Source organism: Yersinia antarctica (assembly GCF_056636475.1).
The window spans coordinates 3,062,028-3,085,436 of the sequence record NZ_JBSJQF010000001.1; the positions used below are offsets into that span (position 1 = coordinate 3,062,028).

Sequence of the window (23,409 nt, forward strand, 5' to 3'; positions counted from 1 at the left end):
TCCCTAAGCCATCTGGTAACAGAATAATTAGCAATGAAAGTGGTTTTTTATTCACTTTCATTGTTTCCCCCCTCCAGTTTCTGATTGAGACAGAAATTATCCTTATATTTTATGTGTCATAAACGACATTTTTTACTCGTCACCCAGCAAAATAGCAAATAGAGGCGTACTGTCTTTTAATCAGTGGTTGCCATTATTTATCAGGATAATTGTTAGTAGCTATATAAGCAGCACGCTAACTTTATTTATGGTGGTGTCATTATGTCAAAGAGAGCCAAATCAGGGACTTCGGCTACGGCTGAATTAACCTGTTTACTGCGGGCAAAGTCATACGGTGATAAACGGCCTTATTTTAAAAGTGATGATTACGTGGCGGTTATTCTAAGCCAGACCTTCCATTCATTCTTTTCTATGATGCAGAAAACCTTTCTATTGGGCGATGATAGTTTACATATCGCTACCCCAGCAGGAATTTACCCTTATATTGTCGCCAGAACCTTGTATATCGATGATCTATTTAAGAAAACCGCAGGTCGATTTAGTAAAATATTTATTCTGGGTGCGGGCTTTGATTCAAGAGCAATTCGTTTCTATCACGCACTGCAACATAGCCGGGTTTATGAGATAGACCATCCAGCCATGCAACAATCTAAAATAGAGAAACTCCGTGAGTGCGATATCACCCCACCTACCAATCTAACTTTTTTACCCCTTGATTTTAATCTGCAAAGTCTGGCGGACATTCTGGCGGATATCCCGTTACAGGCGGGTGAAAAATGCCTGTTTCTGCTGGAGGGGTTATTGATGTACCTCGAGCCAGAACAGGTAAGAACACTGTTTAGTGCCATAAGTGACTACTGCAATGAAGGTAGCCAAATTATCTGCGACTTTGTTTACGCTCATCTGTTGACGGAACTCTCGGTATTAACCGACGAAGAAGGCTTACCCCAGCACAACCCGGAATATGGCGCAAAAGAGAGTGTTGAACGTGTGCGCAGTATTGGCGAAGAGTGGACGTTTGGTATCACTACCCGCGGCATAGATACCTTGCTGGAGCAATACGGTTTCATATTATTGGATAAGGCTGATGCCCACGAACTGGAAACGCGGTTTTTTACCGATAAACAAGGCAAATGCCTGGAGGAAATTAATACATCTTCGTGTTTGGTCTATGCCCAGCGAGAAAAATCCTAATAAATCAGCCAATAATGCCAATTCGAATTAATTATCAGTTATCACGATAAATATTACTCACCAAATAGCTAAATAATACCTTTCACTCCTTTCTTGTTTTATCAATCTGGCTATGATGAAGAATATCTTCTTATTCTGACCGCGAGAAAATTATGCTGATCGATTTACGTAGTGACACAGTAACTCAACCTGACACCGCAATGCGCAATGCGATGGCTAACGCTGAAGTGGGTGATGATGTCTATGGCGATGACCCAACGGTTAATGCCTTGGAAGCTAAAGCCGCCAGCCTGTCAGGTAAGGAAGCGGCACTGTTCCTACCAACCGGCACCCAGGCCAATCTGGTGGCACTATTAACCCACTGCCAGCGGGGTGAAGAGTATATTGTCGGTCAGAAAGCCCATAACTATCTGTATGAAGCTGGTGGCGCGGCAGTGCTTGGTAGCATTCAGCCACAACCTATTGAAGCCAATGATGACGGTACCCTGCCACTGGATAAAGTGTTGGCAGCCATCAAACCCGATGATATTCATTTTGCTCAGACCCGGCTGTTGAGTTTGGAAAATACCCATAGCGGCAAAGTGTTGCCTCTTCGTTATTTACAGCAAGCTTGGGCGCTGACTCGAGAGAAGAAACTGGCACTGCATATCGATGGCGCACGTATTTTTAATGCTGCCGTCGCCTTAAATGTGCCACTAAGCGAGATCAGCCAGTATTGCGATACCCTGACGATTTGCCTCTCAAAAGGGTTGGGCACACCGGTGGGTTCCCTGTTGTGCGGCAGTGCTGAGTATATTCAACGCGCCCGCCGCTGGCGTAAAATGACCGGTGGCGGTATGCGTCAGGCGGGTATTCTGGCCGCGGCAGGCTTGTATGCCTTAGAGCACAATGTCAGCCGGTTAAAAGATGACCATGACAATGCAATATGGCTAGAGCAGCAACTGCGCGCATTGGATATCGAAATTGCAGCACCCGGAGCGCAGACCAACGTACTGTATATTAAGCAATCCGCCGAGGCTGCCGCCAAGCTTGGCCCTTGGATGCGTGAACGCGGTATATTGATCAGTGCAGGCCCGGTAACTCGAATGATTACTCACCTCAATATCAGCCGCCATGATCTGGAGAAAGTGGTTGCGCTGTGGCGTGAATTTTTGACCGAGCAGCGCTCATGACACCGCAACGGATATTGGTATTAGGTGCCAGTGGCTATATCGGCCAGCACCTGGTTCCAAAGCTCAGCCAACAAGGACACCATGTTATTGCCGCCGCCCGCCGCATTGAGTGGTTAAAAGAGCAACAGTGGTCGGGGGTCGATTGTCGCTTCGTTGATCTTTATCAGCCAACCACCCTCAGTGCTGCGTTGCAAGATATTGATGTCGTTTATTATCTGGTTCATGGTATGGGCGACGGGCAGGACTTGATTGAACAGGAACGTATTGCTGCTAATAATCTGAAAACGGCGCTACAACACAGCGCCGCAACCTCATCGCCCACGGTGAAACAGATTATTTATTTAGGTGCATTACAACCCGAGGATAACAGCTCGCCTCATCTGATTGCGCGTAAGTTAACCGGTGAACTGCTGCGCCAAAGCGGCATTCCGGTCACCGAACTGCGCGCCAGTATTATCGTCGGCCCCGGTTCGGCCGCGTTTGAAGTGATGCGCGATATGGTTTATAACCTGCCCATCCTCACCCCGCCACGCTGGGTTCGTTCTAAATCTTCGCCCGTTGCACTGGATAACCTGCTGGTGTATTTGACTGAATTACTCAACCATCCGGCACAAGATAACCGAATTTTCGAGGTTGCCGGGCCGGAATACATCAGTTATCAGACCCTGTTTGAGCGCTTTATTGCGATCAGTGGTAAACGGCGTTGGCTGATTCCGATCCCACTCCCTACCCGGTTTATTTCGGTTTATTTCATCAATCTGGTCACCTCGGTACCCACGTCGATTGCCAGTGCATTGATTGCCGGATTGAACCATGATTTACCAGCCAATGGTGAGGCTTTGCAGGCGCTTATCCCACAACAGCTGATAAGTTTTGACGACGCGGTCAAAGAGACACTGCGCCGTGAAGATGAAGTGGTCGACTCCGCCGACTGGGGCTACGACCCCGAGGCCCGCGCCCGCTGGCGGCCCGGCTACGGATTTTACCCTAAACAGGCCGGTTGCCAGCTATCGACTACCGCCTCCAGTGAGGCGCTGTGGCACGTGGTGCAACAAATCGGCGGTAAAGAAGGTTATTTTTATGGCAATCCGTTATGGAAAATCCGCGCCTGGATGGATGACATCGCCGGTGGTGGCGTGGTATATGGCCGCCCAGAGCGGGAAACACTGGCATTAGGCGACCTGATTGATGGTTGGAAAGTCATTACAATCAAACCATTACGCCAATTAGCCATGATGTTCGGCATGAAAGCGCCGGGTCTGGGCCGTCTCACTTTTACTATCAAGGATTTAGGTGGCTGCCGAAGCATTGATGTGCGGGCGTGGTGGCATCCGGCCGGTTTTAGCGGTTTACTGTACTGGTTTGTAATGATGCCAGCACACCTGTTTATTTTCCGTGGAATGGCAAAACGCATCGCGGCGCTGGCCGAGCAATATGATCGTGAACCTACCGCACCCGCGCACAACGAATCAGAGCCTTAAATCAAACGGCGTGATGCATCCCCTATTTAATGGGCGTTGCAGCTAATAACGCTGCAAATTCAAGTAAGCAGGGGATTCTGATTGCATAGCACCGCATTTCACGAAAGAATGGCATCTTATTTGCTGGGCGAATGATTCCAAACGCTAGCATTCTGATTTTTGGTGGGAACCGAATTCGCTATGAAGGTATTGGTCACCGGTGCAACCTGTGGGTTAGGCCGAAATGCCGTTGAATATCTCCGTCGTCAGGGTATTAAAGTCATCGCCACCGGCAACAATCCGGCGATGGGCGCATTGTTGACAAAAATAGGTGCTGAATTTATTCATGCAGATTTGACAAACCTGGTCTCCTCGCAGGCGAAAGCCATGCTGGCAGACGTCGATACCCTATGGCATTGCTCTAGTTTTACCTCTCCTTGGGGCACCGAACAGGCGTTCGAACTGGCTAATGTGCGCGCCACACGCCGTTTGGGGGAATGGGCCGCAGCCTATGGTGTGGAGAATTTTATTCATATCTCCTCACCTGCTATCTATTTCGATTATCACCACCATCGAAATATTCAGGAGGACTTCCGCCCGGCACGTTTTGCTAACGAGTTCGCCCGCAGTAAAGCTGCCGGTGAAGAGGTTATCAAACAATTAGCACTTTCCAATCCACAAACCCATTTCACTATTTTACGTCCGCAGGGGTTATTTGGCCCTCACGACACCGTGATGCTGCCGCGCCTGTTACAGATGATTAAGTATTATGGCACTTTGCTGTTACCCCGTGGCGGTAATGCGTTGGTGGATATGACTTACCTGGAAAATGCAGTGCATGCGATGTGGCTGGCGACTCAACGTGAGAACACGCTGTCCGGTCGCGCTTATAATATTACCAATCAGCAGCCCCGCCCGTTGCGCACCATCGTGCAACATTTACTGGAAGAGTTGGATATGACATGCCGTATCCGCTCCGTGCCCTACCCGATGATGGATATCATGGCCAGAGCCATGGAGAAACTGGGGAATAAAGCAGAAAAAGAGCCGGTGCTGACACATTATGGCGTCGCTAAGCTCAATTTTGATCTAACGTTGGATACCCACCGAGCTGAAGAAGAATTAGGCTATCGGCCCATTGTCTCACTGGACGAAGGGATTATCCGTACCGCCCGCTGGCTGAAAGAGCACGGTAAGTTATGCGCTAAGTAAAACAGCACCCTAGGTAAAAATTGGTGGAAATGGTTGATTTACTGACCAACTGCAACTCTGATGACTTTGGGTATATACTGAAATAACTTTCATAACAGATTCTTTCACCTAAGGTCATCATATGAAAAAGAAAAATATTGCCGTTGTTCTTCCTCTTGCCATTCTACTTAGCGCCTGTACCAGCACCGTTGATCCCGCTTATAAGGATATCAGCAGCCGTACTGCACCTTGTGTTGAAGGTGGGCCGGATACCGTAGCGCAAAAATTCTATGACCTCCGCGTGCAACAAATTGGTCATCAAAGTGGCTTGCCTGATGATAATCTCTCGGCCCAATTTCGCCCTTATTTGAGTCAGGCGTTGTACGAGCAAATTCAGATTGCCAGAAAACAGACTGGCAACCGCACTACGACACAGGTGAATAAAACTCAAACCATAAACGGCGATATTTTCACCAGCCTGCGGGAAGGGAGTACCAGTGCCGACGTTGCCAGTGCCTCAACCATTCCCAATACCGATGCCAGAAATATTCCGCTGCGGGTTAATTTGACGCATCAAACTGCAGGTGGCCAATCGGTGATGTGGCAAGACGAAGTGCTGATGATACGTGAAGGGACATGCTGGGTTGTCGACGATATCCGTTTTATGGGGGTATCTGCACCGGCAGGGAGCTTGCGGCAGCTACTGGGTGATCACTAACCAGCCCAAAATGCCACCAACACCCCTGCAATTTGAAAGAAAATGAGTATCCCCTATAGATTTCGGATTGCAGGTAGGCGGCAAAAGAGTGCATCCCGATGAGCTTACACTGGTAAGTGATTCGGGTTAGCGAGAGCAGCCAACACCCCTGCAATTTGAAAGATAACGAGGATAGCTCTGTCAGATTTATGCATCGCGTGACAAATTCCCTCGGATATCAGTCAAATCCAAATGTTATGCTGTTTTGCTGGGTTTATTCTGGTTATTAATAAATTTTAACGCACAAAGATTGCATAAGTATGCCGCGGAAGTTACCATTCACCGCATCATTGGCTATTCAGATTTGGCGCATGAGTATTCAACTTAACGGAATTAACTGTTATTACGGCGTACATCAGGCGCTGTTCGACATTACATTAGACTGCCCGGCCGGCGAGACCTTAGTGCTATTAGGGCCAAGCGGTGCAGGTAAAAGCTCATTACTGCGCGTACTCAATCTGTTGGAAATGCCCCGTTCAGGGACTTTGCAGATCGCCGGTAATCACTTCGACTTTACTCAGGCTCCCGGTGCAAAAGCGATTCGCGAATTGCGCCAAAATGTGGGTATGGTGTTTCAGCAATATAATCTTTGGCCACATCTGTCAGTGGTACAAAACCTGATTGAAGCCCCTTGCCGTGTGCTGGGTCTATCAAAAGATGAAGCCATGGCACGGGCGCAGAAGCTGCTGTCACGGTTGCGTTTGACTGATTTTGCTGACCGCTTCCCCCTGCACCTTTCTGGTGGCCAACAACAGCGAGTGGCGATTACCCGCGCGTTGATGATGGAGCCGCAAGTTTTGCTGTTTGACGAACCCACAGCGGCACTTGACCCGGAAATTACCGCACAAATCGTCAGTATCATCCGTGAATTGGCCGGCACCGGCATCACTCAGGTGATTGTTACCCATGAGGTTGAAGTGGCCCGCAAAACGGCCAGCCGTGTGGTCTACATGGAAAACGGTCATGTGGTGGAACAAGGTGATGCCAGCCACTTTACACAACCAACAACCGAAGCTTTTGCCAGCTATCTGTCACATTGATATCTATTTGGGAATTTGCGATGAAAAAATTAATAATAGCGGCCGTCCTTGCCAGTATCAGTCTGTCCGCCTCTGCCGCGGAAACTATCCGTTTCGCGGCTGAAGCCACTTACCCGCCATTCGAATTTATTGATGCTAATAATAAAATGCAGGGCTTCGATATCGATCTGGCTAATGCGCTGTGTAAAGAGATGCAAGCCGAATGTACCTTTACCAACCAAGCCTTTGACAGCTTGATCCCAAGCCTGAAATTCAAACGTTTTGATGCGGTGATTTCAGGTATGGACATTACCCCTGAGCGCCAAAAACAAGTAGCCTTTACTAAACCTTATTACGATAACTCCGCACTGTTTATCGCTGAGAAAGGTAAAGTGGCTGATTTGGCGGCCCTGAAAGGCAAACGAGTCGGGATGCAGAATGGTTCTACCCATCAGAAATACCTGATGGAAAAACACCCTGAGATTACCGCCGTACCTTATGACAGCTATCAGAATGCTATTCTTGATTTGAAAAATGGCCGTCTGGACGCAGTATTTGGCGACACTGCGGTCGTCAACGAGTGGTTGAAGCAGAATAACCAACTCGCTGCGGTGGGTGACAAAGTGACTGACGCTGACTATTTCGGTACCGGTTTAGGTATCGCAGTGCGTCAGAACAACACCGAGTTACAGGGTAAGTTAGATGCTGCACTGGCGAAAGTTAAAGCAGATGGCACCTATCAGACAATTTATAAAAAATGGTTCCAGCAGTAATCTAAACACCCATGAATGAATTTCAACCTTTAGCAAGCGCCGCCGGTATGACCGTCGGCCTTGCCGTTTGTGCACTGGCCCTCGGTCTGGTTCTGGCGATGCTGTTTGCCGTCTGTGAATCATCACGGGTGAAAGTGGTCAGCTACCTGACTACCGGCTGGGTCACCATTTTGCGTGGGCTACCGGAGATTCTGGTGGTCCTGTTTATCTATTTCGGCTCCTCCCAGTTGTTGATGATGCTGTCGGACGGTTTTACCCTGAATCTTTATCTGTTTGAGCTACCCATTAAGCTCAATATCGATAATTTTGAGGTGAGTCCGTTCTTGTGCGGTGTTATCGCACTCGCCCTGCTCTATTCTGCTTACGCCTCGCAAACCTTACGCGGCGCACTGAAAGCAGTGCCTATCGGGCAGTGGGAGTCCGGTCAGGCATTGGGTTTGAGTCAGGCGGCCATCTTCTTCCGTTTGATCATGCCGCAGATGTGGCGTCATGCATTGCCAGGCTTGGGCAATCAGTGGTTAGTGCTGCTGAAAGACACGGCGTTAGTGTCACTTATCAGCGTCAATGACCTGATGCTACAAACCAAAAGTATTGCAACCCGGACCCAGGAACCTTTCACTTGGTATGTAATTGCAGCGGCAATCTACTTGGTGGTGACTCTGCTGAGCCAGTATGTGCTCAAATGGATTGAACTCCGTACCACTCGTTTTGAACGGAGCCCATCCTGATGCTGGAATATTTACCCGAGATCCTTAAAGGGCTGCATACCAGCCTGACGTTGACGATTGCATCACTGTTGGTGGCACTGGTGTTGTCGCTGCTGTTTACCATTGTGTTAACGCTAAAAACACCGATTATCACGCCACTGGTTAAAATTTATATCACACTGTTCACCGGCACCCCGCTGCTGGTGCAGATCTTTTTGATCTATTACGGTCCAGGTCAATTCCCCGCTATCCGTGAATATCCGTGGTTATGGAGCTTATTGTCGCAACCTTGGTTGTGCGCAATGATTGCGTTGGCATTGAACAGTGCGGCCTATACTACGCAACTGTTCTACGGTGCAGTTAGGGCAATTCCATCGGGTCAGTGGCAATCTTGCGAAGCATTGGGGATGTCAAAAGCCCAATCGTTACGCATCCTACTGCCATTTGCCTTTAAGCGCGCATTATCATCCTATTCCAATGAAGTGGTCTTGGTATTCAAAAGTACCTCATTGGCTTATACCATCACATTGATGGAAGTTATGGGCTATAGCCAACTGATGTATGGCCGTACCTATGACGTGATGGTGTTTGGTGCCGCCGGGATTGTCTATCTGTGCGTGAATGGTTTGCTGACGTTGCTGATGAGATTGGTGGAACGCAGAGCACTGGCGTTTGAGCGGCGCAATTAAGATTATTCTTTTGATTTTGTGACCAATTTGGTTGTTAGCTGTTTAGTTATCATATTCGGTTGTTAGGGCTTCACAGCTCACCTGACCTCCAATGAACCAACCGGCAAAGGGGCCATAAGCGTGGCCCCTTATGCAATCCCGCGCTTGCGCGAAATATTGCCCTGTGGGTAAACCTCCTGCGTCTTTCGGGCTAACGAGCCAGCGCGATTCGCATCCCTGCTCAAGCGCGCTTTTCGCGGGGGTAATTTGTCCCATCCCTGGAACTCACCCCTTCGGGGCCGCTGCTAGCAGCGTTCAAATCTGCTCCCGGCAGATTTGTCCATGCCCGCTCACTCTACCCTCCCTCCTGGTCGGCAACATTCCTGATTGCGCTCAACGTCAAAAGCCAATTCAAAACCATGGTTTTTAGGTTTTGATGTTTAAAAGCACATTTGAGCAGCCGAGTGAAGAGTGGAGTAAGGGAAATCCGCCATGGACGGCGGGTTGAGGCGTCATGAGCAGGGACGCGACAACACTGCGAAGCAGTTTTGAACAACGCTTGCGTTGGCCCGGAGGCTAGCCTCAAAGAGGCCATAATAAAGCCGTCCGCTAGCCGAAATGATGAGCCGAGGGTACCTGCGAAGCAGGCTGGGGATACGTGCGCAAGCGCAGGGGTTCCAAGGGGTTACGCGCTTGTAACCCCCTTGGCGGTTGAGGCACCACATGGCGAGGTGATCACCGCACTCATGTCAACCAAACCCAAACATCTCGCCTGTCCTGTCCTTCCAGTGATTAAAATAAAATTAAATTTTTAATCACATTACTTGCATATAAATTCATAAAATGGCAATGTAAATACCATAATTTATCCGAATAGAACGTGATGAAAAACCACCAGTTATAATAAAATCAATAACTAATAGCTCATTTTATTTAAAAAATTCAGACAGGAGTTTAAGCATGAAAAAGTTACTATTGGCAACCCTACTAAGTGGTATGGTTTTCAGCGCGACTGCCGCAGAAACTATTCGTTTTGCTGCCTCAGCCACCTATCCGCCATTTGAATCAATGGATGCCAATAACGAAATCGTCGGCTTCGATATGGATCTGGCAAAAGCGTTGTGTAAACAAATGGAGGCCAACTGTACCTTCACCAATCAGGCTTTTGATAGTCTTATCCCAGCGCTGAAATTCAAACGTTATGATGCCGTCATTTCTGGCATGGATATTACCCCTGAGCGTAGCAAGCAGGTCGCGTTCACCCAACCTTACTATGCAAACTCCGCCATTGTGATTGCACCAAAAGGTAAATTCAGTTCTTTTGCCGATCTGAAAGGCAAGAAAATCGGGATGGAAAATGGCACCACTCATCAGAAGTATTTGCAAGACAAACATCCTGAAATTCAGACGGTGGCTTATGACAGCTACCAGAATGCCATCATTGACCTGAAAAATGGCCGTATTGATGGGGTGTTTGGTGATACTGCGGTAGTGAATGAGTGGCTGAAAACCAACCCGAACCTGGCATCAGTTGGCGAACATGTGACCGACCCACAATACTTCGGCACTGGCCTTGGCATTGCGGTACGCCCGGAGAATACCGCATTGTTGGAGAAGTTGAATAAAGCCATTGATGCAGTGAAAGCCGATGGGACATATAAAGCTATCAATGATAAGTGGTTTCCAAACTGATTTAATAACTTCCCCAAAGTCATTGCAGTTGTAGGTAGGCGGCAAACGAACGCATCCCGATGAGTTTACTCAAGTAAGTGATTCGGGTGAATGAAGGTAGCTAACAACCCTACAACTTCAAGGCCGCAGGGTAAGTAAGATTAGAACTTCATAGTGGGCGGTATGCGGAAACATATCAAACAACTGCACCCGCTCAATATGGTAATCGGCTAATAGGCTGATATCTTTCGCCATTGTCTGCGCATTACAGCTTGAATAGAGTATGAATTCAGGTGCCATCTGAGCAAGATAGTCACACAGTTCAGCACCAATGCCACGCCGTGGGGGGTTAACCAATACCAACTGCGGCACTTGCGTTTCTGCGGTGGCGAAACGGGTGGAATCCAGTGCAGCAAAACTGACATTCTTTAATCCCAACTGCTGCGCCGATTGGCGTGCGCAGGCGATGGCTTCCGCGTTGATTTCAATACCGATGAGTTGCGTCTCGGTGCTGGCACAATGCAAACCAAAACCACCTACTCCGCAAAACAGATCCCACATACTGCTGATATCCAGCTCCCGCACCCATTGCCGTGCCGTGGCATACAGTGAGGCGGCAACCTGAGGATTGGTCTGGAAAAAACTTTGTGGCCGGATAAACAGCGGCACCTGATTAAACAGTTCGGGCAGCGCCTGCTGTTCAGTTAACGGGACTTCTTGCTCCCCTTCCAAGATTGCCATATGCACTGGCTGAATATTAGCCGAGATAACAGCCAGTTGAGGCAATTGCTGCTGTAACCATGGCAGTGCTGCGCGTAATTGCACCAGCTTGGTTTCAGAACGCAGTACAAAGCGCAGCATTAACTCACCGCTATAAGTACTTTCAGTCAATAACAGGAATTTAAGCTCGCCGCGTTTACGTGCAACGTTATAGGGTGTGAGACCGGCGCGGGCTATAAACGTTTTCAGCACGGTAAAGACCGGGGCAAAACTGGCCGGGTAGAGTGGACAGTCAGATAAATCGACCGGGGTACCGTCACGATGCAACATTCCTAATAGCGGCCGTTCAACACTACCACTGACCACCATTTTCGCTTTATTACGAAAAGCGTTCTCACGCCCGAAAACCGGCGCTAACCACTGAACCACAGGGTGACCAGCTAGCAGACTCTCCAAATGATGTTGTTTGTCAGCCAGTTGTTGTGGATAGGGTTTATCCAGCCACTGGCAGGAACGACAGCGACCCGCCGTATACTGTGCGCAATGCATTAATATTGACCGTTATAATCTGAGAAGTTGAATAATTTGCAGCCGAGGCTGTTGATGAGGCGAATTGTAGCATTGTGCCGCGCTAAACACTCATTTTGACTGAGGGAAATAGCGGTACCAGGGGAAAAACAGCAAACCGATAATCACCACATCAGGGATCTTCTGTAACAGTAGGCTATGTAGAATTTCGCTGCCGGTATCACCTTCAACCCGAAAAACATCTAAATACAACCAGTCCAGTGATACCATCAACAAATAAACACTCGCGATAATCTGACACGCCAAATAGCACCAACGCGCCCAGTTCTTGCGATAACACACCGCAGCGCCGCAGACAATCTCTAACAGCAATAGCACCACACTGGCCAAGAAGATCAGGCCAAAATCCCAGCTTTGCAGACTTTCACTGATAAATTCACCGGTACCCACCCACCCCAGAGTCGCAACCAATAATAATACGCCGAGGATACGGGTAGCAATAATGGCAGTACCGGCGATGAGGACCGGTACTGGCGTCGTTGCAGAGGATGAAAATGCTAAGGATGAAAATAGTTTTCTCATGTCGCCCTATCTGCCCTCAGTCCGGTTGCTGCAACCTAATGTTATCCCTGACAATAACGCCGCTGGTCAGCGGCGTTAAAGCAGAATGAAGCCTAACAGTTTTAACGGCAATCAGCTACGGGCAGCTTTTCGTAATTCACGCAACCGCTGCTTTTCCGAACGGGACATAAACCACCACGCGATTAAACCGATTATCCCAACCACCAGCAAGATAAGTGTGGCAAGGGCATTAATCTCTGGATTAACCCCCATCCGCACACTAGAAAAGACCAGCATCGGCAAGGTTGTCGCCCCTGGGCCGGCAACAAAGCTGGCAATCACTAAATCGTCCAGCGATAAAGTAAAGGCCAATAACCAGCCGGAGATTAATGCCGGTGCAATCATCGGCACGGTAATCACGAAGAACACTTTCAGTGGTGTGGCCCCCAAATCCATGGCGGCTTCTTCAATAGAACGGTCCAGCTCACGCAGACGAGAACTTATCACTACCGTCACATAGGCAGTACAGAAGGTGACGTGCGCCAGCCAGATGGTGAACATGCCACGCTCTGCTGGCCAACCGATAGCATGCCCCATAGCAACAAACAGCAGTAGCAATGATAAACCGGTAATCACATCGGGCATCACCAACGGCGCTGTCAGCATAAAAGCAAAACCGGTTGAACCGCGAAAACGGCCAAAACGCACCATCACCACCGCGGCTATTGTCCCCAGAACCACCGCCATCGTGGCGGAGGCGGCGGCAATAGTCAGACTCAGGCCAACGGCAGATATCATCGCTGAATCATTAAATAGCTCTGTATACCAACGGGTTGACCACCCCGCCCATACGGTTACCAGTTTAGAGCTGTTAAATGAGTAGATAACCAGCATCAACATCGGCGCATACAAGAAGGTATAACCGACAATAAGGATCACCCGACGCCAGACCGAACGTACTTCCGGTAGGTTATTCATACCGGGCCTCCTATCTCTTTATTCTGATGCTTGTGGAACCAGAGTATCGGCACAATCAGCAGCACTAACATCACCGTCGCAACCGCCGAGGCAACCGGCCAATCGCGATTGTTAAAGAACTCTTGCCACAAAATACGACCAATCATAATGCTGTCCGGCCCACCGAGCAGTTCAGGGATAACAAACTCACCCACCGCAGGGATAAACACCAACATGGAACCGGCAACAATGCCACCTTTGGTCAATGGCACAATGACACTGATAAAGGTCTTAAATGGCTTGGCCCCCAGATCCAGCGCCGCCTCCACCAACGAATAATCCAGTCGGGTCAGCGCAGTATAGATTGGCAGTACCATGAATGGCAGATAGGAATAGACCACACCAATGTATACCGCCAGATTGGTGTGCAGAATAATCAGCGGTTGATCAATAATCCCGGCCCACATCAGGAAATTATTCAAGATTCCATTGTTTTTCAGAATACCCATCCAGGCATAAACCCGAATGAGGAATGAGGTCCATGAAGGTAAAATCACCAACAGCAATAAGATATTACGAGTGGATGATTTACTGTGTGCAATCGCCCAAGCCAATGGATAGCCGATAATCAGGCAGCATAGCGTCGACACCGCAGCCACTTGCAATGATTGCAGGTAAGCATCGATATACAGCGGATCATCGAGCAGTTGCAGATAGTTACCAAGATTGAGCGAGATATCCAACTTGCCGTCCAGCCAGGTAACCAGATCGGTATAAGGGGGTACGGCGCGCGCCATCTCGGCCAGACTGATTTTGAATACAATCAGGAACGGCAACATAAACAACAGAAATAGCCACAAATAAGGCATGGCAATAACCAGTTTACGGCCATGCGCCATTTGGTAACGCTGGACAAAAGCCTTAATCGGCCCGACAGTACGGGTCGGTGGTTCTGCTGCCCCACGGGTAGATTTAGACATCACGATATTAACTCCCCAAGGCTCTTAATTACCCAAAACCACGCAACTGTCAGCATCCCAACATAATTGCACTTCATCGCCCCATGTTGGCATCCCTTTACGGTAGCGATGACCATTTTGTAGCTGTGCACTCAGCATCTGCCCGCTGTGTAACTTCACATGATAAATGGATAAATCCCCCAGATAAGCAATGTGTACCACTTCACCGACCGCGAAGTTGCAGCCATCTTCTGGCACTTGTTCACACAACATCACTTTTTCCGGGCGCAGAGCCACAAATACCGGGACACCGTCTACCACCGAGGCATCAGAATCCACTTTCAATGGATGGCGCAGACCGGGGCTGTCAATCACCAATGCATCATCCAGCCGCTCTTTTAGTACTCCCTCAAATACATTCACCGAGCCGATAAATTCAGCGCTGAATCTACTGTTCGGATGTTCATAAATCTCTTCCGGTTCGCCAATTTGCACAAACTTGCCACGGTTCATAATGGCGATGCGCCCGGCCATCGTCATCGCTTCTTCCTGGTCATGGGTAACCATCACACAGGTCGCCCCCACCCGCTCCAGGATATCAACCACTTCCAGTTGCATCCGATCACGCAGCTTTTTATCCAACGCCCCCATGGGTTCATCCAGCAACAGCAGTTTTGGCCGTTTGGCCAAGCTACGGGCCAGAGCCACGCGCTGACGCTGCCCGCCAGAGAGTTGGTGTGGTTTACGCTTAGCAAACTCTTGCATGTGCACCAATGTCAGCATCTCTGCGACGCGGCTTTTGATCTCATCAGCAGGTAACTTGTCTTGCTTCAAGCCAAACGCGATATTTTGCTCAACCGTCATATGGGGAAATAACGCATAAGACTGGAACATCATATTGATCGGGCGCTGATACGGCGGCACATGAGACAAGTCCTGCCCATCGAGCACTATCTGCCCCTGAGTCGGCTGCTCAAAACCGGCCAGCATCCGCAACAGGGTGGATTTACCACAGCCTGAAGCCCCTAACAGCGCAAAAATCTCACCTTTGTAGATAGTCAGATTGACGTCATCTACCGCGGCCTGACCATCAAATGACTTGGTTAAGTTGCGGATCTCCAACAAGGGTGTAAACACCTTCTGGGATTTTGGCTGCGGGCGGGGAATTACATCATTCACTCAGCGTGCTCTCCGTAAAAGCAGAACAGGCCGCATTTAAGGTGCGGCACAATAAAAAACAGGAACAGGAAGATAAACTCCCTGCCCCTACCCTCGTTCATTTCACTTTCCATCAATGTGATATCAGCCACGCGTTGAGCGCAAGCTACTGATTCACACCAATGGGTTATTTACCACTTTTCACTTTTGTCCAAGCCCGGGTGATCACACGATCAATTTTCGGGTCTTGTACTTTCAGCGTGAACATTTTGGCGCGCACATCCGCTGGCGGATAAATACCAGGGTTATCACGTACTTCTGCATTTACCAATGGCGTTGCCGCTTTGTTGGCGTTGGCATAGAACACATGATTACTGATATTAGCAATCACATCAGGGCGCATCAGGTAATTCAGGAACTGATAGGCTTCATCCTGATTTTTAGCATCAGATGGCATCGCAAACACATCAAAGAACGCTAATGCGCCTTCCTTCGGAATGCTGTAGGCCACATTCACGCCATTTTTCGCTTCTTTGGCCCGATTAGACGCCTGCATGATGTCACCGGCCCAACCGACAGCGACGCAGATGTCACCATTTGCCAGATCATTAATATATTGTGAAGAGTGGAAGTAACGGATGTTCGGCCGCAGTTTCAGCAACAATTCAGTGGCAGGACCGGTGTAGTCGGTCGCCTGAATACTGTTTGGGTCTTTACCTAAGTAATTGAGTACAGTTGCAAAGATCTCACTTGGTGCATCCAGGAAAGAGACACCGCAACTTTTCAACTTCTCAAGATTTTCAGGTTTCAGTACCAGATCCCAACTGTTTACTGGCGCATCTTTCCCCAGAGCAGCTTTCACTTTCTCGACGTTATAGCCGATACCTGTTGTCGCCCACAAATAAGGAATAGCATATTTATTTTCTGGGTCGTGTTTGCTGACCAGCGCCAACAACTCAGGATCGAGATTTTTATAATTAGGTAGCTTACTTTTATCTAACGGCTTAAAGACACCCGCAGACAATTGGCGCTCAAGGAAACTAGCTGATGGCACCACTAAATCAAACCCGGTACTCCCGGCCATCAACTTACCTTCCAACACCTCGTTGGAGTCAAACACATCATAGACAACCTTAATGCCGGTTTCCTTTTGGAAATTAGCCAGCGTATCGGGTGCGATATAATCGGACCAGTTGTAAACGTGCAGTGTTTTTTCCTCAGCAGATGCTGAGACGGACGCGGCCATTAATAAGCCAGCAGCAACACCCGATAACCACTTTTTACGATGGGTGAACATCCGTTAACTCCTCCAGAATAGGGGGTGAAGTCGTGCGCTAAATTTGTATCCGCTAGGATACAACACCTTTGCCCTGCCGAGTGCTATTGCCACCTGCACCAGATGCATGACTATGCACGGTGAGTGATTATTCACCTAGTAAGAATAATCACTGTTTAGGCGGAGGAATATTATGCCCTTTGCAGAAACAGCAGCATAACCGCACTTGGCAATCCGTACCATACTCTAGGGTAAAAAACGCCTTTTATCGATTTTTTATGCACATTCTATCTATGTAATGCGCCACTAATGGCATAAACGGCGATAAATATCTGGCAAAGTAGGGTAAAAAGCAGAATATCTTATGGTTTACAGGGGAAATAACAGTGTGCCACCGCTATCAGCGGCACATTTAATGAAGGGATATTAGTGGATAACCGGATAAGCCGTCGCCGTCTGTAGCGATTCATCGTCGTCACTGTTGCCAATAAACAGTAAATCATTGGCACGCGCTTCCAGAATGATCATCGAAATCTGCTCTTCACACTGCTGCATAAAATAGCCAAATTGAGCAAATGTGACACCCACTTCTACCGTCAGTGACTGGCAGACAATCAATTTCGGCAAATTATCATCCTGAATATCGATAAAGGCTTTAACCGTCAGCGAGCTGGCATTTATTTGACTCAGATCCGTGACTAACGGGATAAGGGCCGTCGGCCTGACTTCAGCCAGCGCCGAGAACAAGATGATGTTATCAACCAAATCAACTTTGGCATCAAACACGCCCTCAAAGTTCTGCATATGCGGCAAATGCAGCGCCTGACAGGAGTCGCACTCAAAAAATGAGATACCGAGTTGATCCAGCCAACGCCGTAATAAGGCTAAATCCGGGACGATGAGTGAATCCATAACTACCTACCTCACGATTCTCATAAGACGAAAAGTGGCATAGCTTACGGAATATTAACCGACAGTGCTATGATCAATACCGACAAATTTAATGCCCTTATAAAGACTCAGTCATTATCCTGATCGGGTTTATTATCCTTTTTGCTCTGCTCTGCCTCTGATTCTTTGTTGGATGGCGGCCTTGATATTCTATCGGCGCTACCTAATAGTGGGCCAAAACCACTCGCTACGCGCCAAACAATACACGCAGCGGCAGGGAGCATCAGGCCAATCCCGACAAAAATCATAATAATGGCGACAGCTGGTGTTCCCATTGAACCAGATAATGACAAGTAGCCATTAATACTTAGGTAGGCAACAACCAGTAACAGCATCCCCAGCACTTCTGAAATAATCACAATGCGGGGCATATCTCCTAACGAGCGCATCTTTACCTCCGATAGGCTCTGCATAAGCGTTTATACAGTGTATTGAATCCCCACAACTTGTAACAGTACCGATAAGCAAATAGGTACGATTAATCAAACTAACAGGCAAATCCTGCTTTTTTTTCACCGCGTCAAAGGGCATAGTAGACCGCAGTAAGAGTGAGTAATGCGCTAGAAGTCATTTAACAGTTGAAGATAGAAAGAGCTGTTGGCGAAGTGATTACCCCTGTTTGAGAAATGGCGGGGATAGCTCAATTTAATTAAGGAGTTTTACATGTTTGCTGTGATTTTCGGGCGTCCTGGATGTCCTTATTGTGTCCGTGCTAAAGAACTGGCAGAAAAACTGGAAACTGAACGCGACGATTTTAAATTCCGTTACATCGATATTCATGCGGAAGGTATCACCAAAGCTGATTTGGAAAAAACCGTCGGCAAACCGGTAGAAACCGTACCGCAAATCTTCATTGATGAGAAACACATTGGCGGTTGCACAGATTTTGAAGCATACGCTAAAGAAAATCTGAGCCTATTCCAGTAATCTGGTCAGCCGCACAGAGCGTTTCCTCGCCAATATTATTTGGTTTTATTCGAAAAAGGGTGCTTAGCGCCCTTTTTTTATTGCTGGGACTCTAGTACCACACAGTAAAAACCGCCTCAGGAAACCAGACGAAGCGACCTACAAACAACATATAAGCCCATCTATAATTGGTAACAAAGCATATCCTTCTAGCGAGACCAAACTTCCTGCTTATTACTGGCTGTCTCGCAGCAGACAGATTAGAATAACTCCCACTATCGCCTGCCTTTATGTGCTGTTTAGCGATAAATATTCTGAGTTTAAAGAAATGCCCCTTCTACCTTTAAACCAAGAGCGTATACATCGTGGTCATTCGAGCTAAATAGAAAGTCATACTCGTGAATATAAACGTCGCAAATCTGTTAAACGGCAATTACATCTTGCTGTTATTCGTAGTTTTAGCCTTGGGGTTGTGCCTGGGTAAACTGCGACTCGGCCCTATTCAATTAGGTAATGCTATTGGTGTGTTGGTGGTATCACTGTTGCTTGGGCAACAGCACTTTACCATCAATACTGAAGCGCTGAATCTGGGCTTTATGCTATTTATTTTTTGTGTCGGTGTTGAAGCCGGTCCAAACTTTTTCTCTATATTTTTCCGCGACGGTAAAAACTACCTGATGCTCGCTCTGGTCATGGTAAGTAGCGCAATGATTCTGGCGTTGGGGCTGGGTAAATTATTTGGCTGGGATATTGGCCTTACTGCCGGGATGCTGGCAGGCTCCATGACCTCCACACCGGTTTTGGTCGGTGCAGGTGATACGTTGCGCCATACCATCGCCAATAACCCGGCGTTGCAACACGCGCAGGATAATCTGAGCCTCGGGTACGCCCTAACCTATCTTATCGGGCTGGTGAGCCTGATTTTGGGCGCACGTTATTTGCCCAAACTCCAACACCAGGACTTACCGACCAGTGCTCAGCAGATTGCTCGGGAGCGCGGTCTGGATACCGATAGCCAGCGTAAGGTCTATTTGCCTGTCATTCGCGCTTACCGGGTTGGCCCGGAACTGGTGGCATGGGCAGATGGTAAAAATCTACGTGAATTAGGTATTTACCGCCAGACGGGTTGTTATATTGAGCGTATTCGCCGCAATGGTATTTTAGCCAACCCAGATGGTGATGCGGTGCTGCAAGTGGGAGACGAGATTTCACTGGTCGGTTACCCTGACGCTCACTCCCGTCTTGATCCCAGTTTTCGTAACGGTAAAGAAGTTTTCGACCGTGACCTGCTGGACATGCGCATTGTTACCGAAGAAATTGTGGTTAAAAATAGCAATGCTGTTGGAAAGCGACTCAGCCACTTAAAATTGACTGACCACGGCTGTTTCCTAAACCGGGTGATCCGCAGCCAAATTGAAATGCCGATTGATGACAACGTAGTATTGAATAAAGGCGACGTACTGCAAGTCAGCGGTGATGCACGGCGCGTTAAAAGCGTGGCAGAAAAAATTGGCTTTATCTCTATTCACAGTCAGGTCACCGACCTGCTGGCTTTCTGTGCCTTCTTTATTCTCGGATTGATGATTGGTTTAATTACCTTCCAATTCAGTAATTTCAGTTTCGGCATTGGTAATGCTGCCGGCCTATTAATGGCTGGCATCATGCTCGGATTTTTACGTGCTAACCACCCTACTTTTGGCTATATCCCGCAAGGTGCGTTGAATATGGTGAAAGAGTTCGGGTTAATGGTCTTTATGGCTGGCGTCGGATTAAGTGCAGGTGGCGGTATTAATAGCAGCTTGGGCGCGGTCGGTGGACAGATGCTTATCTCTGGCCTAATCGTGAGTCTGGTCCCAGTCGTCATCTGCTTTCTCTTTGGCGCTTATGTATTACGCATGAACCGTGCTCTGCTTTTTGGTGCCATTATGGGTGCTCGCACTTGCGCACCGGCCATGGACATCATCAGCGATACTGCCCGCAGTAACATCCCGGCACTAGGATACGCAGGGACTTATGCCATCGCCAACGTACTATTAACATTGGCAGGTTCGTTGATCGTTATTATCTGGCCGGGAGTATTAGGCTAGTACACTAAAAAGGCCGTTGCGGAAAAAGCTAAACATTATTTTATACTTTTTTTATTTCCCCAGAACTTTCTTACTGGACTGGGGTCTGATTTAATGCCACTGCTTTTCTTTGATGTCCCCATATTGAGGAGCCCGATAGTCCCGCCTTCTTAGGTTCAAGACTAATCGGGTTTTTTCTTGCCTGAAATTTGAGTTCTGCCTATTTCTACTCTCGTTCATATCGCGCCATCTGCCCCTTAAGGCTTTCTTAAGACAATATTATTACAGTATTAGTATTCCCTATTTCCGCTTCAGGTTACTTCGTGAAGACCAGTAAACCCACCTCTCAAGCCGATGTCACTCCAGTGACATTAAATAATGCCTCAACAGCACAGATAATTAAGACAAACTCCCTTTACTCGTTGCCGTTATCCTTCTATTTTTGGCAGGTTTTTGGGTTAGTGATCTGTGGATTGCTCTTTCTGTGGCTGTCGAACAACGAGCAACTAGATTGGTTTATCAGTAATTACTGGTTTGATCCCGTCGGGCAAAATTTTCCATGGGAAAACAATTACTGGCTGGATTTACTCAACCACCGATTATTGAAAATAACCATTATCAGTACTGCCGTGGTGGCATTGTTATGGGGGATTTATCGCCGTAATGGTCGCTTGGTGACGACCATGTTGTTGTTTGGCATCGGTCCATTGGTAGTTGGGGTGCTAAAGGCCGTCAGCGCCCACTCCTGCCCTTGGGATCTGGTGGAGTACGGTGGCAAAGCTATCAGTTATGCGCTGATGGGTACCGCTCCTGTAGGTGCAGGTCCCGGCCACTGTTTTCCCGGTGGCCATGCATCCAGCGGTTTTGCCGTGATGGCACTGTTCTTCCTGTTCTACCCCGAGCGGCCTCGGTTGGCTTCGCTGTGTTGGTTGCTCGGTATTGGTCTTGGCATGTTGATGGGGTTTGGTCAAATTATGCGCGGGGCACATTTTCTTACTCATAACCTGTGGGCGGGTTGGTGGGTATGGCTGAGCCAGTTGGCTCTGTTTTGGATGATTAGCGGTTTTTACCGCCGCGATAAAGGTACTGAATAATGGAACAAATGAACTATTTTTTCTTTTCCATGATAAATGCGACCCCGGCATCACCGCCATGGATGATTTCTTTTGCGACCTTCATCGCACGTGACCTGATCATGATTATCCCCATGTTACTGGTGGCACTGTGGCTATGGGGGCCAAAAGATAGCATTAACTTGCAGCGAGCAGTGGTAACCAAGGCAGCAATCGCTCTTGTTTTCTCTATGCTTTCAGCGGCTTGCATCGGGATGCTTATCCCACACGATCGCCCTTTTGTTGTCGGTTTTGGCTATAACTTTATGAGCCATGCACCCGACAGCTCTTTCCCAAGTGATCACGGCACCGCTATTTTCACCTTTGCCTTAGCCTTTGTTTTTTGGCACAAACTCTGGTCCGCAGTCAGCATGATGGTCGTCGCGGCCGCCATTGCATGGTCACGTATTTACCTGGGTGTTCATTGGCCACTAGATATGGTGGGTGCCTTCTTATTAGGGATTATTGGTTGCCTATTCGCACAGTTAGTATGGAATTTATTCGGTGACGCTATCGCAAGTGGTATGACTCGCCTTTATCGTATTAGTTTTGCTCTGCCTATCAGTAGAGGATGGGTCAGAAGCTAGTCACGCTAGGTTATAAATCTCACATTGCCGATGGCTCTAAAAGATCGGCAATATCCACCGCCGCCAGTCACATTATAAAATAATCCTTTAAAATCAATTTACAAAAGAAAGTCACCTATTGATTACCGGTGCATTTAAGCCGCTAAAATGTAATTAAAATAACAAAATAAAATGTAAAACAGTTAAATATGTGAGAATTACCTTTGTTTTCCTCTGATAATGTTACTATTATAACAGTAGTGATAACTTACAGATGAACAAAAGGATAAAAATCATGACGATCAATTATGCTAATTACATTGACCATACTCTATTGGCAATGGATGCCACGGAAGCCCAAATTATCAAGCTGTGTGAAGAAGCTAAACAGCATCATTTCTATGCCGTATGTGTTAATTCTGGATACGTGCCAGTCGCCGCTCAACAGTTAGCCGGTAGTACGGTTAAGGTGTGCTCAGTCATTGGTTTTCCACTGGGTGCGGGTCTGACTGAAGCAAAAGCCTTTGAAGCTCAGACAGCAATCAACGCTGGGGCGCAAGAGATTGATATGGTTATCAATGTTGGCTGGCTAAAAAGTGGCAAAATTGCCGAAGTTAAAGCCGATATTAAGGCTGTACGTGATATTTGCGCCACTACACCGTTGAAGGTAATATTAGAAACCTGCCTGCTAAGTGATGCTCAAATCGTACAAGTTTGTGAAATGTGTCGTGAGCTTGACGTAGCTTTTGTGAAAACCTCAACAGGCTTCAGCACCGGTGGTGCCAAAGAAGAACATGTTAAATTGATGCGTGCTACGGTTGGTCCGGTAATAGGCGTTAAAGCCTCTGGTGCAGTTCGTGATCAAAAGACAGCAGAAATCATGATCAACGCAGGGGCGACACGCATTGGTACCAGCTCTGGTGTAACCATTGTTTCGGGCCAACAGGCCGTGGCATCAAGCTACTAACTCATTGTAAGTCTATTAATCGATTGTTTAGATTCGAATCGATTGTCAGCCCGGCTACTGCCGGGCTTAT

23 protein-coding genes are annotated in these 23,409 nt (G+C 47.9%); 15 read left to right on the top strand and 8 right to left on the bottom strand.

The genetic code is table 11. The features are described from left to right. The first annotated feature begins 261 nt into the window (after window positions 1–261). The 10 genes from ACWJJO_RS14215 to artJ (ACWJJO_RS14260) all read left to right on the top strand — a co-directional run bounded on the left by ACWJJO_RS14215 (window position 262) and on the right by artJ (ACWJJO_RS14260) (window position 10,633). Entirely contained in the window at window positions 262–1,194 is a 933-nt protein-coding gene (locus tag ACWJJO_RS14215) for a class I SAM-dependent methyltransferase (RefSeq protein WP_372569326.1), read from the top strand. Between the two features lie 152 nt (window positions 1,195–1,346). Continuing rightward, window positions 1,347–2,366, top strand: coding sequence for a low-specificity L-threonine aldolase (gene ltaE, locus ACWJJO_RS14220; protein WP_083158414.1), 1,020 nt, complete (start codon window positions 1,347–1,349; stop codon window positions 2,364–2,366). Then, the gene (locus ACWJJO_RS14225) at window positions 2,363–3,847 is read left to right on the top strand and encodes a DUF2867 domain-containing protein (RefSeq protein ID WP_372569328.1); all 1,485 of its coding nucleotides are present in this window, start codon (window positions 2,363–2,365) and stop codon (window positions 3,845–3,847) included. The genes ltaE and ACWJJO_RS14225 overlap by 4 nt, the downstream gene beginning before the upstream one ends. A gap of 180 nt (window positions 3,848–4,027) precedes the next feature. After that, window positions 4,028–5,038, top strand: a complete 1,011-nt coding sequence (locus ACWJJO_RS14230; RefSeq protein ID WP_083158412.1) for an NAD-dependent epimerase/dehydratase family protein — start codon at window positions 4,028–4,030, stop codon at window positions 5,036–5,038. 121 nt (window positions 5,039–5,159) lie between these two features. Next, entirely contained in the window at window positions 5,160–5,735 is a 576-nt protein-coding gene (locus tag ACWJJO_RS14235) for a lipoprotein (protein WP_372569329.1), read from the top strand. 350 nt (window positions 5,736–6,085) lie between these two features. Further along, complete coding sequence (artP, locus tag ACWJJO_RS14240) at window positions 6,086–6,814, top strand: arginine ABC transporter ATP-binding protein ArtP (protein WP_481091594.1); 729 nt, start codon at window positions 6,086–6,088, stop codon at window positions 6,812–6,814. Window positions 6,815–6,834: 20 nt separating this feature from the next. Next, window positions 6,835–7,566, top strand: a complete 732-nt coding sequence (artJ, locus tag ACWJJO_RS14245; RefSeq protein WP_005184779.1) for an arginine ABC transporter substrate-binding protein — start codon at window positions 6,835–6,837, stop codon at window positions 7,564–7,566. Between the two features lie 11 nt (window positions 7,567–7,577). Beyond that, on the top strand, window positions 7,578–8,294 hold the full coding sequence (gene artQ / locus ACWJJO_RS14250; RefSeq protein ID WP_005184781.1) for an arginine ABC transporter permease ArtQ: 717 nt from the start codon (window positions 7,578–7,580) through the stop codon (window positions 8,292–8,294). Then, window positions 8,294–8,962 carry an arginine ABC transporter permease ArtM gene (gene artM, locus ACWJJO_RS14255; RefSeq protein WP_032899150.1) on the top strand — a complete coding sequence of 223 codons (669 nt, stop codon included), beginning with the start codon at window positions 8,294–8,296 and terminating at the stop codon, window positions 8,960–8,962. Before artQ ends, artM begins: the two co-directional genes overlap by 1 nt. A gap of 939 nt (window positions 8,963–9,901) precedes the next feature. Beyond that, the gene (gene artJ / locus ACWJJO_RS14260) at window positions 9,902–10,633 is read left to right on the top strand and encodes an arginine ABC transporter substrate-binding protein (RefSeq protein WP_083158405.1); all 732 of its coding nucleotides are present in this window, start codon (window positions 9,902–9,904) and stop codon (window positions 10,631–10,633) included. 117 nt (window positions 10,634–10,750) lie between these two features. Here the strand turns inward: artJ (ACWJJO_RS14260) and rlmC are convergent, their stop codons facing one another. From rlmC to ACWJJO_RS14300, 8 genes are all read right to left on the bottom strand, one after another. Next, window positions 10,751–11,881, bottom strand: coding sequence for a 23S rRNA (uracil(747)-C(5))-methyltransferase RlmC (gene rlmC, locus ACWJJO_RS14265; protein ID WP_083158404.1), 1,131 nt, complete (start codon window positions 11,879–11,881; stop codon window positions 10,751–10,753). Between the two features lie 90 nt (window positions 11,882–11,971). Continuing rightward, window positions 11,972–12,442, bottom strand: coding sequence for a YbjO family protein (locus tag ACWJJO_RS14270; protein WP_083158403.1), 471 nt, complete (start codon window positions 12,440–12,442; stop codon window positions 11,972–11,974). Between the two features lie 111 nt (window positions 12,443–12,553). After that, window positions 12,554–13,399, bottom strand: coding sequence for a putrescine ABC transporter permease PotI (gene potI, locus ACWJJO_RS14275; protein WP_050084992.1), 846 nt, complete (start codon window positions 13,397–13,399; stop codon window positions 12,554–12,556). Beyond that, window positions 13,396–14,358: a putrescine ABC transporter permease PotH gene (gene potH / locus ACWJJO_RS14280; protein WP_372569332.1), complete on the bottom strand. Its 963-nt coding sequence runs from the start codon at window positions 14,356–14,358 to the stop codon at window positions 13,396–13,398. The genes potI and potH overlap by 4 nt, the downstream gene beginning before the upstream one ends. Before the next feature lie 24 nt (window positions 14,359–14,382). Further along, complete coding sequence (potG, locus tag ACWJJO_RS14285; protein WP_083158401.1) at window positions 14,383–15,516, bottom strand: putrescine ABC transporter ATP-binding subunit PotG; 1,134 nt, start codon at window positions 15,514–15,516, stop codon at window positions 14,383–14,385. A 166-nt stretch (window positions 15,517–15,682) separates the two neighbouring features. Beyond that, the gene (gene potF, locus ACWJJO_RS14290) at window positions 15,683–16,792 is read right to left on the bottom strand and encodes a spermidine/putrescine ABC transporter substrate-binding protein PotF (RefSeq protein WP_083158400.1); all 1,110 of its coding nucleotides are present in this window, start codon (window positions 16,790–16,792) and stop codon (window positions 15,683–15,685) included. Window positions 16,793–17,197: 405 nt separating this feature from the next. Further along, on the bottom strand, window positions 17,198–17,683 hold the full coding sequence (locus tag ACWJJO_RS14295) for a type III secretion system chaperone family protein (RefSeq protein ID WP_481091167.1): 486 nt from the start codon (window positions 17,681–17,683) through the stop codon (window positions 17,198–17,200). 107 nt (window positions 17,684–17,790) lie between these two features. After that, a complete protein-coding gene (locus ACWJJO_RS14300; RefSeq protein WP_083158398.1) occupies window positions 17,791–18,111 on the bottom strand; it encodes a YbjC family protein in 321 nt (106 codons plus the stop codon). 274 nt (window positions 18,112–18,385) lie between these two features. Here ACWJJO_RS14300 and ACWJJO_RS14305 point away from each other — a divergent pair, with 274 nt between their 5' ends. The 5 genes from ACWJJO_RS14305 to deoC all read left to right on the top strand — a co-directional run bounded on the left by ACWJJO_RS14305 (window position 18,386) and on the right by deoC (window position 23,339). Then, complete coding sequence (locus ACWJJO_RS14305) at window positions 18,386–18,649, top strand: GrxA family glutaredoxin (protein WP_004873700.1); 264 nt, start codon at window positions 18,386–18,388, stop codon at window positions 18,647–18,649. A 377-nt stretch (window positions 18,650–19,026) separates the two neighbouring features. Then, on the top strand, window positions 19,027–20,715 hold the full coding sequence (locus ACWJJO_RS14310) for an aspartate:alanine antiporter (RefSeq protein WP_083158397.1): 1,689 nt from the start codon (window positions 19,027–19,029) through the stop codon (window positions 20,713–20,715). 401 nt (window positions 20,716–21,116) lie between these two features. Further along, complete coding sequence (locus tag ACWJJO_RS14315; protein ID WP_193784807.1) at window positions 21,117–21,788, top strand: phosphatase PAP2 family protein; 672 nt, start codon at window positions 21,117–21,119, stop codon at window positions 21,786–21,788. Further along, window positions 21,788–22,393: an undecaprenyl-diphosphate phosphatase gene (ybjG, locus tag ACWJJO_RS14320; RefSeq protein ID WP_193784632.1), complete on the top strand. Its 606-nt coding sequence runs from the start codon at window positions 21,788–21,790 to the stop codon at window positions 22,391–22,393. The genes ACWJJO_RS14315 and ybjG overlap by 1 nt, the downstream gene beginning before the upstream one ends. Before the next feature lie 274 nt (window positions 22,394–22,667). After that, window positions 22,668–23,339, top strand: coding sequence for a deoxyribose-phosphate aldolase (deoC, locus tag ACWJJO_RS14325; protein WP_442847712.1), 672 nt, complete (start codon window positions 22,668–22,670; stop codon window positions 23,337–23,339). Window positions 23,340–23,409: the final 70 nt, after the last annotated feature.

Coding starts and splice junctions, on each gene's coding strand:
- ACWJJO_RS14215 (WP_372569326.1), top strand. CDS start 262: ATGTCAAAGAGAGCCAAATCAGGGACTTCGGCTACGGCTGAATTAACC.
- ltaE (WP_083158414.1), top strand. CDS start 1,347: ATGCTGATCGATTTACGTAGTGACACAGTAACTCAACCTGACACCGCA.
- ACWJJO_RS14225 (WP_372569328.1), top strand. CDS start 2,363: ATGACACCGCAACGGATATTGGTATTAGGTGCCAGTGGCTATATCGGC.
- ACWJJO_RS14230 (WP_083158412.1), top strand. CDS start 4,028: ATGAAGGTATTGGTCACCGGTGCAACCTGTGGGTTAGGCCGAAATGCC.
- ACWJJO_RS14235 (WP_372569329.1), top strand. CDS start 5,160: ATGAAAAAGAAAAATATTGCCGTTGTTCTTCCTCTTGCCATTCTACTT.
- artP (WP_481091594.1), top strand. CDS start 6,086: ATGAGTATTCAACTTAACGGAATTAACTGTTATTACGGCGTACATCAG.
- artJ (WP_005184779.1), top strand. CDS start 6,835: ATGAAAAAATTAATAATAGCGGCCGTCCTTGCCAGTATCAGTCTGTCC.
- artQ (WP_005184781.1), top strand. CDS start 7,578: ATGAATGAATTTCAACCTTTAGCAAGCGCCGCCGGTATGACCGTCGGC.
- artM (WP_032899150.1), top strand. CDS start 8,294: ATGCTGGAATATTTACCCGAGATCCTTAAAGGGCTGCATACCAGCCTG.
- artJ (WP_083158405.1), top strand. CDS start 9,902: ATGAAAAAGTTACTATTGGCAACCCTACTAAGTGGTATGGTTTTCAGC.
- rlmC (WP_083158404.1), bottom strand. CDS start 11,881: ATGCATTGCGCACAGTATACGGCGGGTCGCTGTCGTTCCTGCCAGTGG.
- ACWJJO_RS14270 (WP_083158403.1), bottom strand. CDS start 12,442: ATGAGAAAACTATTTTCATCCTTAGCATTTTCATCCTCTGCAACGACG.
- potI (WP_050084992.1), bottom strand. CDS start 13,399: ATGAATAACCTACCGGAAGTACGTTCGGTCTGGCGTCGGGTGATCCTT.
- potH (WP_372569332.1), bottom strand. CDS start 14,358: ATGTCTAAATCTACCCGTGGGGCAGCAGAACCACCGACCCGTACTGTC.
- potF (WP_083158400.1), bottom strand. CDS start 16,792: ATGTTCACCCATCGTAAAAAGTGGTTATCGGGTGTTGCTGCTGGCTTA.
- ACWJJO_RS14295 (WP_481091167.1), bottom strand. CDS start 17,683: ATGGATTCACTCATCGTCCCGGATTTAGCCTTATTACGGCGTTGGCTG.
- ACWJJO_RS14300 (WP_083158398.1), bottom strand. CDS start 18,111: ATGCGCTCGTTAGGAGATATGCCCCGCATTGTGATTATTTCAGAAGTG.
- ACWJJO_RS14305 (WP_004873700.1), top strand. CDS start 18,386: ATGTTTGCTGTGATTTTCGGGCGTCCTGGATGTCCTTATTGTGTCCGT.
- ybjG (WP_193784632.1), top strand. CDS start 21,788: ATGGAACAAATGAACTATTTTTTCTTTTCCATGATAAATGCGACCCCG.
- deoC (WP_442847712.1), top strand. CDS start 22,668: ATGACGATCAATTATGCTAATTACATTGACCATACTCTATTGGCAATG.